The following is a 13,445-nucleotide window of genomic DNA, read 5'->3' as shown; positions in this document are numbered from 1 at the left end:
GCATGCGAGATGCAAGAATGCGGTGAAGCGATGGGCCAATTTGTCGTAACGGGTGGCGAGGCGACGAAACTGCTTGAGCCGATTGAAGAATCGCTCGACGAGGTTTCTCGCCTTGTAGCGATGCCAGTCGACGTTGCGTTGCGTGAGCCGATGGCTTCGGGGCGGAATGATGGCCTGAGCGCCCGTGGCTTCGATGGTCGCGATCAGCGCATCGCTGTCGTATCCCTTGTCGGCCACAACCGCTCCGGTTGGGATGGCCGCCACGAGGGCCGCGCCTTGCGTGACATCGGCGACCTGGCCGTGAGGATCAATCGAACCGGATTGCCCAGTGCATCGACCGTCGCATGGATCTTTGTGGTCAGCCCACCCCGCGATCGGCCGATCGCTTGATCGCCACCGTTTTTTTTGGTGTGCCGGCTGCATGTTGGTGGGCGCGAACAACGGTCGAGTCAATGAATAACTCCTCCAAATCGGCCTCGCCGCTCAGCGCTTCGGCGACCCGATGCCAAACCCCATACATTTCCCAGCGGGCAAATCGTACATACACCGAGTGCCAATTGCCAAACTCCGCAGGCAAGTCGCGCCAAGGGTTGCCAACGCGGGCGGTATATAGGACCGCTTCCACGAACTGTCGATTATCAGCATCCCGCCCCCTTTGTCTGTCGGCTTGCCCGGCAACAGAGTCTCAATTCGCAACCATTGCCCATCGCTCAACATTCGTCGATCCATCGCTCACATCCAAATTCCAGAATGTGAACACAAATCGGCTACTGTGAACAGGCCCTAGTGAAGTCCTGTCCGGTTGCTGCCGAACAGGCGAAATACGATGCTTTGGCCTGTTTCCGCGCCCAAACGTTTGGCAAAGCGCTCCGCGATATTCTCTTTGACTGAATAGTCGAGTATGGTTTCAGCCTTGATCAAGTCTCTGGCCACTGAATCAACCGTCCCGAAATCATCGGCAAGCCCCATCTTGATGCTCTGACTGCCGGTCCACATCAATCCGGAAAACATATCGGGCGTCTCTTTAAGTCGATTTCCACGACCGTTACGGACGACTTCGATAAACTGCCTATGTATCTCGCCCAGCAGTATCTGGGCATGCTCTTTCTGTCTTTCGTCCTGTGGAGAGAAGGGGTCGAGGAACCCTTTGTTCACTCCGGCGGTCAGCAGGCGCCGTTCTACGCCAAGCTTGTCCATTGTCCCGGTAAAACCGAATCCGTCCATCAATACGCCGATGGAACCAACGATACTGGCCTTGTCGACAAAAATCTTGTCGGCGGCAGAGGCAACATAGTACCCACCGGAAGCACACACATCCTCGACTACGACGTAAAGCGGAATTTGAGGATGCTTGGTCCGCAAGCGGCGGATTTCGTCATAAACAATGCCGGATTGAACCGGACTGCCGCCCGGGCTGTTGATCCGCATGATGACGCCGGCCGTTCCCTTGTCTTCAAACGCGGACTGCAGCGCGCCATTGATTTTGTCCGCGCTGGCATCACCGCCGGCGTCAATCGTTCCGCGCAGGTTGATCAACGCTGTGTGCCTTCCGTCTACAAGCTTTTCGGGGCCTCCCCAATCGACCACCATAACCAGAACGGCAACAAGATATGACAGGAAGGCAAGCTTGAAGAAAATACCCCAGCGACGTTTCGCCCTTTGCTCTTGAAGCGATGCAAGAGCAATCTTCTCCAGCAACTGCCGCTCCCACTGCGGATCGTTATCAGGCATTTCCAAGTTAATTACTCAAGTGGTATGTATTAAGCAGAACGGTCACACTGATCAATGAATGAGGTTGCAGTCCATTCGTTCCAGATACTTTTCGCATGAATACCGGAGAAATGCTGCGTCCCAAGTATCAGCGTCCAAGTATAGCTTGGAATCAGTAAAAACTCGTGATGCAACTGTGTCTCAAGGCAGGCGGTAACGTTGTTCGTTGTAGACAAGGTCTGGCAACAATACGTTGGCCAGCGCGCGCTGCTCCAAAACCTTTGCATCAGCAGGTGGCGCAGCTTCACTCAAACGTTTTGCATTTGCATCATATACACCATGCGCAGGAGCCTTACCAGAGCGTAGCACCACAACTTGCTTGCCTGCGGCGCTTTCTTCCATCCAGCCGAAGTTGTCGTTATATTGCATCATTGCACGCCCTGGGCTGTTTGGCGCGATGCTTGAGAGGTCGCGCCCCGTCATCGGGTGTTGCGCTTGTATGCCCATAAGTGACAACAAGGTAACGGGCAAATCAATTTGGCTGGCAACGCCTGTATGGCGCAACGGCCGGATATCGGCCCCCAAAATCAGGCCAGGGATATGGAAGCGCTCAATAGGCACCAGGGAGTCGCCGCGCACACGAATATCGTGGTCAGCTACAACCAAGAACACGGTGTCTTTCCAGTACTCGCTTTGTTTTGCTTTCTTGAAGAACTCACCGATTGCATAATCAGCATATTTGACGGCGTTGTTTTCTGTGTCTTTTGGCTGTTCGTACAATTCAATGCGCCCATCTGGAAACTCAAATGGCGCATGGTTCGATGATGAGAAAGCCAGAGTGAAAAACGGTTGCCCCGTTTTGTGGTGCGCTAATAATTGCTCATGGGTTTTGTTTAGCAAATCTTCATCGGAGGCACCCCAGCTGCCTTTGAACACCGGGTTCTCAAAATCTTTCTCGTCGACGATGTTTTGAAAGCCATTGCCGGTAAAGAAGCCGCGCATATTGTCAAAGTGCGACTCGCCACCGTAAATAAACTCTGTACTGTAGCCATTCTTTTTCAGCAATGCGGCAAGGGTGAAGAAGTTCCGTTGTGACTTTGAAAGTTTGACAGTGCTTTCTGCAGGTGTAGGCTGAAAACCTGAGATGACGGCTTCAATGCCTCGGACTGAGCGTGTGCCTGTCGCATAGAGTTGCTCAAACCAAATACCTTGGTTTTTCAGCTTTTCGATGTTGGGGGTAACCGGAACGCCTCCCAAAGATTCAACAAATGTAGCGCCGAGGCTTTCTTGCAGAATAATCACAAGGTTAAGCGGTTTTTTACGATGTTGGCTGGGCTTTAGGGTGGTTAAGGTTGGAATCTCCGTATCTTGGGCACCTGTCAGTTTGAATATCTCTTCACGCGGCATCGTGCCGTAAATGTCGCTGGATTTTGTTTCTTTGAGCAAAGTATAAGTTGCGTAGACAACGGAATAGCCCGAGTTAAGCACCAAACTGTTGACCATGCTATCTGCGGTAATGGCAAACAATGCAGGGTTGGCTGGGCGATGGCCTGTAGTAGAACGGATACCGAAAGCCACTAAGAAGAGAACCAACGGCCAAGTGAGAAGTGTTTTTTTGCGCGACCAATGTGCTTGTGTAGATGACGTCGAGTTCTGCGCCCACGGTTTCATCAGGCCATGCATGAAGAAAAGTGTTACTGCAACGAAGATCAGTGCTGCAAAAATATGAATTCGGAAGCCAACCCACAACATACCCATGACTTCATGCGGATACTTCAAATACTCCACAAAAATGCGATTGGGGCGTACGTCGAACTCGGCAATGAAACCTGGTGTAGAAACCTCCAGAAATATCAGCAGCACGATGGCTAATGTGACCCACACGTAAGTAAAGCGTTGCCAGCTGCGCCAACACTTGGTAATGCTGAATACAGGCGCCAACAATACGGGAATCAGGCTTAAAAAGCAGAGTTGCATAATGTCCACACGCAAACCTTGCATGAAAATACTAGCCAGTTCACCCGTATTGTTCACGCGATCGAATTTCCACAGCACTAGCCCAAAACGCGACGCGGAGAGCACCACTATGCCAATGATGAACATTACGGCTAATGGCGCATAAACATCAAATTTGTAGGCGAATTGCCATAGTCGTTGTGCCAGGTTGTTGATAGGCGAGCTGGACAAAGCCGCTCCGTGGCGGTAGCCGCGCGGTTTATTGTTTGATTTCACGTCTTCGTTCATTCAGCTTCCTCTGTTTTTCGTTTTCCAACCCATCGGCGCCAGGGCGCTACTTCGCGTTCATGCTGAGGCCGGATCCAGCTCACTAGAAAATCCTGTTCATCAAGTTCAGCATCACCGACAGACTGTCTTTCGAGTTTGTCGCTGCCTCGAATCTCCGTTTGTCTCGGGTGTCAATGCCGTTTCCGCTCACCTGTCGCCCAACCCCCTGTTTACCAGCAGGAAAGCTTGGCCCACGCATTCCATCGGCCATGCGTGAACGAGGTGGGGCATGGGGCCACCTTCATGTCAGAAATACAGCGAACGGCGTTGGCACCGGCCGCACTCTAGCGGCGCAATTTTAAACCAGTCTTAAAACCACGCTGTCGTAAAGAGGCACACAAATCGACAGCAAGGGCATTCTGCACGCGCATCTTAAGGGTCATTTAAGGTTCCGACGCAACACTGCGGCCACTCAAGTCATAACGTCGATCACGAGGCCCCCATGAAAAAAGCATCGCCCCTGATGCAGAACCCGCAACAGGCAATTGTAGACATCACCCTGATCATGCTCGTTACCGCCACCGCCATCGTCATCCTGGCGCAATACACGGATCTCGATCAGATCATTGCCAATTATTATTTCGACCCCGAACGCATGATTTTCCCTTGGGACACTACCTGGTTCGGGAGGAAGCTGATGCACGGCTACGTCAAAGCCACCATCGTCTGGTTTGGGTTTCTGCTCATTGTTGTCACCGTGTTCGATCTTGTGCGCCCCCTGCGCCGCTTCACTCCCCTGCGCTACCTCACTCCCCTCGGCCGCCTTAAACTGCGCTTCCTGACGCTGGCTGCCGTCCTTGAACCGAAACTGATCCTCTCACTGAAGGAAGCATCCAACATGCACTGCCCCTGGGGTGTAGACCTCTATGGTGGCAAAGCGCCGATGCTGAGGTTACTCGACTGGGTGCCGGAGGGGTGGGAGGCAGGGCAATGCTTCCCTGCCGGCCATGCCAGTGCCGGCATGTGGCTCTCCGCACTGGCCATTCTTTGGCTACCCACTCACCCGCGCAAGGCACTGGCAACCTTTGTCGCCGGACTCAGTGTCGGCCTGTTCATGGGTTGGGTACAACAGATGCGTGGCCAGCATTTCCTGTCGCACACCCTGGCTACGGCCTGGCTCAGTACCGCGCTGTTGTTGTTCATGCTGGCCGTATTCTGGCGCCCGATGCAGCGCGCTCTGATACGGGACAGCGATGCCAATTCCAATGAAAACACGCCCGCTCTGGTTTGGCAGCAATGACAACAACCGCCCTCGATATGGGATTAAAGCCGGCAAGACCCTTTCTGGCACAACTTGCAAAGCGGCCGTCGCTCGGTGTTGAAACACTGATCCTGCTCGTCTGCCTGTGGTTCACCGCCACCAGCAATTCGCTGTTCTGGCAAGCCACGCTGGATAGCCGCGCGGGCTCCTGGGCCAGTATTGCCTTCCATGGTGGCGCCCTGGCACTGCTGCTGACTGCCATCCACTTTCTGCTGCTGGCAATCTTTATCCCTCGGCGGGCCGCCAAGCCACTGTTGGCGACGCTGATCCTGGCGACATCCTTTGCTGCCTACTACATGGGCAAATACCATGTCTATCTCGACCCGGACATGCTCCGCAACATAATGCGTACGGATTATCGCGAAGCGTCAGAGCTGTTCACATGGGGAATGATTCCGGCGGTAGCCGCCTATGCTCTGCCACCACTCCTGCTTCTGGCCCGCACCGACATCCGTCCACGGCCGTTGATGCGCGCCGTCGGCATCCGCCTCCTTTGCTTGTTCACTGCAGTGGCGGTTACCGGCGCATCCGGGTTTGCCATCTTCAAGGGCTTGTCATCGCTGATGCGCGAGAAGAAGGAAGTGCGCTATCTGATTACACCAGCCAACTACCTCTACTCCGGCGTGCGTGCTTTTGCCAATGACTCAGCGGCCACCGCCCGTGAAAAAATCCCGGTCGGTGCCGATGCCACCCTCTCGGCCGCCTGGGCACAGCACAAAAAGCCGGTGCTGATGATCGTTGTCATCGGCGAAACGGCGCGTGCCGCCAACTGGGGACTATCCGGCTATGCGCGGCAAACCACCCCAGAACTGGCCAGGCTCGATGTCATCAATTTCAGCGACGTCACCGCCTGCGGCACCAACACCGAAGTCTCGGTCCCCTGCATGCTGTCGCCCTACGGACGGAACAGCTACGACGAAACGAAGATCCGCAGCAGCGAATCGCTGCTCCATGTGCTGAAACACGCCGGCCTACGCGTCTCCTGGATCGACAACCAGTCCGGTTGCAAGGGCACTTGCGACGGCCTGGAAAGCCTGCACCCGGATGTCAAGGCGTCGCCCGCCGACTGCAATAGCGACGGTTGCATGGACGGTGCCATGCTGACCGGCGTCCGCCAATTGGCCGAGGGCAGTCGCGAAAGCCAGGTGATCTTCCTGCACACGCTCGGCAATCACGGCCCGGCCTACTCGAAGCGCTATCCCGAGTCATTCAAAAGATTCCTGCCGGCATGCGAGTCGTCGGATCTCGGCAAATGCACGCAGCAGGAAATCGTGAATGCCTACGACAATGCCCTGCTCTACACCGACCATGTCCTCGCTCAAGCCGTCGAATTCCTCAAGACCCAGCAGTCCAGCTACGACACGGCCCTCCTCTACGTATCGGATCATGGCGAATCGCTCGGCGAAAACGGCCTCTTCCTGCACGGCATTCCCTACGCTATCGCCCCGGAGATACAGAAGAAAGTCCCGATGGTGGCATGGTTCTCCGACGGCTACGCGAAGCGCTTCTCGCTCGACACGCAATGCCTTCGCCAGCGCGCACACAGCGCCGTCACGCATGACCACCTCTTTCACACGACACTGGCGCTGCTTGATGTTCGTACAAGCGCGCTCGACGACAAGTACGATTTCAGCGCCGGTTGCAAAGCCAACTACAGGCAACAGATCGCGGCAAAATGATTGCGCTTGCTTTAGCCAATCAGTCAGCGGCAAACTCCCGAGTGGGTACGCAGCAGGCTTCGGCGTTTGCCATAAGAGTTGCCCAGCGACGGTTCTTACGCGCCCCGGCAGAGTAAGAGGATTGACCCTCGTTGAAATTCCAGTAAGTATCCAGGCATCTCGCCGAAAACGCCGGCCACCCCTGTATTTCGGCATACTCCCCTACTCCGGACCCAAGGACAAAGCAATGCGTGTTCTGCTCGTGGAAGATGACACCCTGCTCGGCGACGGCATCCGTGCCGGACTGAAACTGGCGAACTATGCCGTGGACTGGGTTCAGGACGGCGAAGCAGCCCGATTGGCCATTCTCAGCCACGACTACGACGCCTGCGTACTCGATCTTGGCCTGCCGAAGAAAGATGGACTCACCGTATTGAGAGATTTGCGCAGCCGGGGCGATACCCTGCCCGTGCTGATCCTGACGGCTCGCGACACCAACGCCGACAAGATCGCCGGACTCGATGCAGGTGCGGACGATTACTTGGCAAAACCCTTCGACCTGGGCGAGTTGCAGGCGCGGATGCGTGCACTCATCCGCCGCGCCTCCGGCGCCGCCACCCCGGTGCTTGCTCATGCCGGAGTTACGCTCGACCCGGCGGGCAAACGTGTCACCAAAGACGGGCAGCCCCTGCAGCTGTCAGCCCGGGAGTATGCGCTGCTGTTCGACCTGATGACCAACAGGAACCAGATGCGTACTCGCAGTCAACTCGAAGAAAGCCTTTATGCCTGGGGCGAGGAAAAGGAAAGCAACACGGTGGAGGTCTATGTCCATCACCTGCGCAAGAAACTGGGTAGCGATTTCATTCGCACTGTGCGTGGTCTAGGTTATCAACTGGGAGATGCTACGTGAGCGTCGCTGGATTGGCGCCACTCAACGCCCGCTCCCTGCGCTGGCGACTGCTGCGCTGGGTGACCCTGACCACCATCGTGATCTGGGGTCTGGCTGCCGGGCTGAGCTACCATCAGGCACGTGCCGAAGTGCAGGAGCTGATGGACGGGCAGATGGCCAAGATGGCACGCCTGCTGCTCGCACAGATACATGAAGACACCAGCTATCTGAAAGATTTGCCGGAAAACATGAACAGCCTGCGCGGCACCAAATCGCGGCGCAGCGAACTGGCGCTGGAGTTCCAGATCGGTTATCCCGACGGCACAGTGCTCGTGAACTCAGCCATGGCGCCGGAAACGCCGTTGACCCGGCCACTCGGTTACGCCAACGTCGAACACGCCGGCCACCCCTGGCGCAGCCTGATCCTGGAAACAGCCGATGGCCGCTACCGGGCGCAGGTTGCACATTCTTTCCATACCCGTGACAAGGAAGCGCTGGAAATCGCCTCCAAGACCGTGCTGCCGCTAGGGCTGCTGCTGCCACTGATGGTTGCGCTGCTCTATTTTTCGATCCAGCGCTGCCTGAAACCGCTTGATGATCTGGCCGAGGATGTAGCTTCGCGCTCGCCGGATAATCTCACGACGCTCCAGCCGGAAACAACCCTGCTCGAAACCCAGCCTCTGGTCAGGTCGCTGAACCACCTGCTGACACGGCTGGCGACCACACTCGACAACGAACGACGCTTCACAGCCGATGCCGCGCACGAACTGCGCACCCCACTGGCCGCACTGAAAATACAGGCACAGGTGGCGATGGCCACAAAAAACCCCGAGGAACGCGATCACGCAATGGCTCAAGTGCTGGCCGGAGTCGACCGCACGACGCGGCTGGTCGAGCAATTGCTTCGCCTGGCGCGGCTAGACCCGATCGTTCAGCTATCCGACACACAACCAATCGACCTGCTTGAACTTGCCCGTGGGGCGCTCGAAAGTGCTCACAGCGCGGCAGCAACGCGGCGACAACGCCTTCATCTCACTGCTCCGATGGACGCTCCCCGAATCACCGGCGACCCGGACCTGCTCGGTGCCGCGCTGCGCAACCTGCTTGACAATGCGGTGCGCTACGGGCCTGAGCAGAGTACTGTGACCCTCACCATCGACAACGACTTTGGCGGGTTACGGCTTGAGGTCAGTGATGAAGGGCCGGGCACTCCGGAAGAGGATCTATCACACCTAACCAATCGCTTCTTTCGCAGCAGCGAAGCCGGCTGCGAAGGAAGCGGCCTAGGCCTCTCCATCGTGCAGCGCATTGCCGAGTTACATGGCGCTCGGCTGGAGCTCGAGAACAGGCAGGGCGGGGGTTTTGTTGCCCGCCTGCGCTGGCCAATCGATGGCAAGACTGGCGGCTTGGCTACCACCTCTGGCTGGAAGATATAGAGACTCATCGGTATTATTCAAGTATGTTCTCGGACGGGTGAGCGATCATTTCGCGTCAGTTGAAAAGCGCTGCCCTGACACTTTCCGGCGGCACCATTTTGCAAGGAAACCGGCATGACCCACGCTGCCCAGGCAGGCAAGCTTTCGAACAAGACCGACTGGCACGGATTACTGCTGGTCTATTTCTTCTTCTGGTATTTCTCTGGCGTGCACCACCTGCTGCTACAGGTAATTGATGCCATTTCCTTCGCGTCGTTCAGGCTGGCAACGGTGGCCAGCACGCTCTGGCTGATCCCGGTACTGCTCGCCCCGAAGTACACACGCCAGATAGCCGCGCTAATCGGGATCGTACTCTGGGTCTTTTCACTGGTCAGCCTGGGCTACTTCTTCATCTATCAAAACGAATTTTCGCAGAGCGTCCTGTTCATCATCTTTGAATCGAACCCGGCTGAGGCGAGCGAGTATGTCGCGCAGTATTTTGTCTGGTGGATGATCCCCGCATTCGTCATCTACTCGCTGGCTGCGTGGTTGATCTGGCGAAAATTGCGACCGGTGGCCATTTCCCCGAAACGCGCCTGGTTTGTAATTGCAATAGTGGTGACGACACTCTTTGCATACCCGCAGTTCAAGAATTTGCGCGGCGGCGTCATTTCTTCGGCGGTCGCAGCGGACGCCATCATCAAACGCATTGAGCCGGCCGTACCTTGGCAGATCTTGGTCGGCTACTCGGAGTATCGCCAGCAATTGGCGGCTGTCGAGGAGCTGGTGGCAAAGAACCATGATATCCCGCCACTGAAGAATCTGATCGACCGTAACGGAAGCACCCCGACCACGCTGGTTCTGGTGATTGGTGAATCGACCAACCGTCAGCACATGAGTCTCTACGGCTATCACCGCCAGACCACACCTCGCCTCGATGCCCTGAGCAAGGAGCTGACCGTCTTCGACAATGTGGTCGCCTCACGCCCCTACACCATCGAGACACTCCAGCAGGCGTTGACTTTTGCCGATCAGGAAAACCCCGATCTCTATCTGAGCACACCATCGCTGATGAACATCATGAAGCAGGCGGGCTATCGCACTTACTGGATCACCAACCAGCAGACGATGACTCAGCGCAACACGATGTTGACCAATTTTTCGAAGCAGACCGATGAACAGGTTTATCTGAACAACACCCGTGTACAGAATTCCCGCGCCTACGACGGTGCAGTGCTAGACCCTTTCGGGAAGATACTTGCTGACGGCGTGGAGAAGCGTTTCATCATCGTACACTTGCTGGGCACGCACATGCGCTACGAGTTCCGCTACCCGCCGGAGGACGAGTATTTCAAGGGTCGCGACGGCTTGCCTGAGTGGGCCGATGAGGAGCAAACCCAATTCATCAACGAATACGACAATGCTGTGCGGTATAACGACTTTGTCGTCGGCAGTCTGATCGAACAATTGCGCAGCGCACAGCTAAAAAGCCTGTTGCTCTATTTCGCCGATCACGGCGAGGATGTGTACGATACGCCACCGCACAAATTCATTGGCCGCGACGAAGCCAAGCCGACACCGGCAATGTACACCGTGCCCTTCGTTCTCTGGCAATCCGAATCATGGCGCACAGCCCATCCACGGCAGTTTGCCGGAATCACCCGCCGACCGTACCAGACGTCACACCTGATTCACACCTGGGCGGAACTGGTCGGGTTATCGTTCGACGGTCTGGACCCGACCAAGAGTGTGATCAGCACCAAATTTCGAGAGCGCCCGTTGCTAGTTGGCGACCCATCCGCCCCCAAAGGGCTGATCGACCTGCGCCCGATGCTCAAGCCATCCGAAAAGCCCGTCAAGTAGCAGCCGGTTGCCGCGGCATTGTATGTGCGCACCCACGGCAGTAGTGCCGGAGAGCTCAAACAGGCTGCCAGTGTCCTTCAGCGAAGCTGGCTAGGGGCTCCCGGATGAATCCGCGGAAGCAGAATTTGCGCCAAGATCGACCACACGCCATAATGCCGCCTGATTTGACGCCCCCATACCCTGCGTGCAACGCAGTTGTTGGCACTTTCCCACCGGTATTCCCATGCATTTAGCCCACTTGATGCAATTCCATGAAGACGCCAGGGTCATTGCCTGGTGGCAGGCGAATCTTGGTGGAATGCTGAGATGTTTCACGCCATTCAGGCGAAGGACGATACTAGCGGTGGCTGGCGTCTGGGTATGTATCAAGGAATCCCGGCACAATTTCACGCCCGCCGATGTGCCGGTTCCGGCTGACCGCCTGGGTCCGGTTCTCTTGGTGCTTGCCCTGCTCGGAATGAGCTGGCTGCTCTACCGGGCGGCCACGGGATTCTCCCGCTTGCCACGGTTTGTCAGAACGCATCCTCAGCTGTCCTTGCACTCGGTCTACTGGGGATTGCTCCTGGTACTCTGGACCAGCGCACCGGACAGCGGGCTTTGGCGGCAGGTTCTGCTCGGCGTCGCGGCGACGTTTCCGTTCCTGCTCTGGCGATTCGGATACCTTCTGCTTTCAGGGCAGCACGGCCGAATGACCGGAACACGATTCTCCGACCATTTCCTCACAATCTGGCCGATCTACGGTGGATCCAATACGCCGTATGGCAAAGGCTTCGGATATTTGTCCCGATTCGAAGCAAAAAGCGAGGAGGAACTTGCCCGTTCGCAACTGGCAGGAATCAAGCTTTATATCCTGTCCAATATATGGCTTGCCTCAATGAAGGTATTCGAAGGGGTCATTTATGGCCCTGGAAATGAGCTGACCAGAATGCTCGGCGGATACACCCTGGGAATCCCCAAGCTCTCTTATCTGGTTGCGATGGAGAGTCAGGAAACCGCTGTCTGGATTTCCTGGATAAGCATCTACTGCGAGCTTGTTTATCAGGTGCTTCGCCATGCAGTTCATGGGCACGTAGTCATTGCCATCCTGCGGATTTTTGGTTTCAACGTATTCCGCAATACCTACAAGCCCCTCCTGGCAGAATCGATTGTGGAGTTCTGGAACCGCTATTACTACTATTTCAAGGAGATCATGGCCAACTTCTTTTTCCTTCCCACGTTTACCCAGTTGGGAAGGCAATTGCGCAATTGGCCCACTTTACGTCTGTTTGCAGCGGTTTTTGCGGCAGCCTTTATCGGCAACACCTATTACCACCTTATCAAGCTTGGCGATATGATGGTGCAGGGTCAGGTTTTCGAGGGCCTGTATGCGCTTCGTTCACGAATCTTCTATTGTTTGTTGCTGGCCTTGGGTATTTTTGTGTCCATGCTGCGCGAGCAACGCCGGGGAGGACGCCCGCCGGCACAGGGTCAAGCAAACCGCTTGTTGAGGATAGCCGGCGTTTGGACTTTTTTCAGCCTGATTTACATCTGGAATGTCGGCAGTGGTGCCCCCTTTATTCCCCGTCTGAATTTCTTTTTGAGTCTTTTCGGAATTGCATGAACATCTTTAGGGAGTGAGTTCGAATGTATTTTGATCTGAATGTTGGAAATCTTGCCGAACCGATCAGCGGACGGTCATGGACGCGTCAGGAGATACCGGGCCAGGTCGCACGGCGGGTCGCCCGCTTCCAGCGCCATGGACTGTCGCGGGGAGACCGCGTCTTCCTGCCCTTCGGCAACAGCCTGGAATTCTTTGCCGAACTGCTGGCCATCTGGAAACTCGGTGCCTGCGCCGTACCCATCGACGCCCGCCTGACTGCCTTTGAAATCAAGACCCTGGTCGCCGCGGCACAGCCCCGGCTGGCGGTCGTTGACCATCTGACCGAAACGATGATCAGGCAGGCGCTGGCCGACGCCAGCGTTCCGGCTGTCGAAACTACGGAAACCGGTGACGAAGAAGCGACGGCCGGGCTAAGCCAACTCGACGACGATGCCCTGATCCTGTTCACCTCCGGATCGACCGGAGCGCCCAAAGGTGTGGTGCATACCCACCGCTCGCTGCGCGCCCGCTGGATGGGGATCCATGACCAGTTGGGCCTTGTTCCCTTTGCCCGCTCGCTGTGCCTACTCCCAACGCACTTCGGCCACGGACTGATCTGCAACTGCCTGTACCCCTGGCTGGCCGGACAGGATCTGTTCATCACCCCGCCCTTCCGCCCGGAAATCATCATGCGCCTGGGCCGGCTGATCGACGATAACCGCATCACCTTCATGTCTTCGGTACCCGCCATCTGGAAACTCGCGACCAAACTCGGCAAACCGCCGCA

9 protein-coding genes and 1 pseudogene are annotated in these 13,445 nt (G+C 56.4%); 7 read left to right on the top strand and 3 right to left on the bottom strand.

The features are described 5' to 3' along the window. From PROAA_RS03465 to PROAA_RS03455, 3 genes and pseudogenes are all read right to left on the bottom strand, one after another. A pseudogene (locus PROAA_RS03465) lies at positions 1-729 on the bottom strand (IS5 family transposase); the annotation flags it as partial. A 54-nt stretch (positions 730-783) separates the two neighbouring features. After that, entirely contained in the window at positions 784-1,731 is a 948-nt protein-coding gene (locus tag PROAA_RS03460; RefSeq protein ID WP_186409994.1) for a S49 family peptidase, read from the bottom strand. Positions 1,732-1,911: 180 nt separating this feature from the next. Then, a complete protein-coding gene (locus PROAA_RS03455; RefSeq protein WP_222102078.1) occupies positions 1,912-3,954 on the bottom strand; it encodes an LTA synthase family protein in 2,043 nt (680 codons plus the stop codon). A gap of 481 nt (positions 3,955-4,435) precedes the next feature. On the opposite strand from PROAA_RS03455, the gene PROAA_RS03450 reads away from it, so the two are divergent. The 7 genes from PROAA_RS03450 to PROAA_RS03420 form a co-directional block, all read left to right on the top strand. Then, on the top strand, positions 4,436-5,233 hold the full coding sequence (locus PROAA_RS03450) for a phosphatase PAP2 family protein (RefSeq protein ID WP_222102077.1): 798 nt from the start codon (positions 4,436-4,438) through the stop codon (positions 5,231-5,233). Beyond that, positions 5,230-6,933 carry a phosphoethanolamine transferase gene (locus PROAA_RS03445; protein WP_245664139.1) on the top strand — a complete coding sequence of 568 codons (1,704 nt, stop codon included), beginning with the start codon at positions 5,230-5,232 and terminating at the stop codon, positions 6,931-6,933. The genes PROAA_RS03450 and PROAA_RS03445 overlap by 4 nt, the downstream gene beginning before the upstream one ends. Positions 6,934-7,159: 226 nt before the next feature. After that, complete coding sequence (locus PROAA_RS03440) at positions 7,160-7,822, top strand: response regulator (protein ID WP_186409993.1); 663 nt, start codon at positions 7,160-7,162, stop codon at positions 7,820-7,822. After that, complete coding sequence (locus PROAA_RS03435) at positions 7,819-9,237, top strand: ATP-binding protein (protein WP_222102076.1); 1,419 nt, start codon at positions 7,819-7,821, stop codon at positions 9,235-9,237. The genes PROAA_RS03440 and PROAA_RS03435 overlap by 4 nt, the downstream gene beginning before the upstream one ends. 114 nt (positions 9,238-9,351) lie before the next feature. Further along, entirely contained in the window at positions 9,352-11,079 is a 1,728-nt protein-coding gene (cptA, locus tag PROAA_RS03430; RefSeq protein ID WP_186409992.1) for a phosphoethanolamine transferase CptA, read from the top strand. Between the two features lie 688 nt (positions 11,080-11,767). Beyond that, the gene (locus tag PROAA_RS03425) at positions 11,768-12,679 is read left to right on the top strand and encodes a hypothetical protein (RefSeq protein WP_222102075.1); all 912 of its coding nucleotides are present in this window, start codon (positions 11,768-11,770) and stop codon (positions 12,677-12,679) included. A 23-nt stretch (positions 12,680-12,702) separates the two neighbouring features. Continuing rightward, positions 12,703-13,445 (top strand): AMP-binding protein (locus PROAA_RS03420; RefSeq protein ID WP_186409990.1); only part of this gene is annotated, 743 nt, incomplete at its 3' end.

This window comes from Candidatus Propionivibrio aalborgensis (genome assembly GCF_900089945.1).
Classification (GTDB): Bacteria; Pseudomonadota; Gammaproteobacteria; order Burkholderiales; family Rhodocyclaceae; genus Propionivibrio; species Propionivibrio aalborgensis.
The sequence above is the reverse complement of the archived record's forward strand: the minus strand, read 5'-3'. Positions and strand labels throughout refer to the sequence as shown.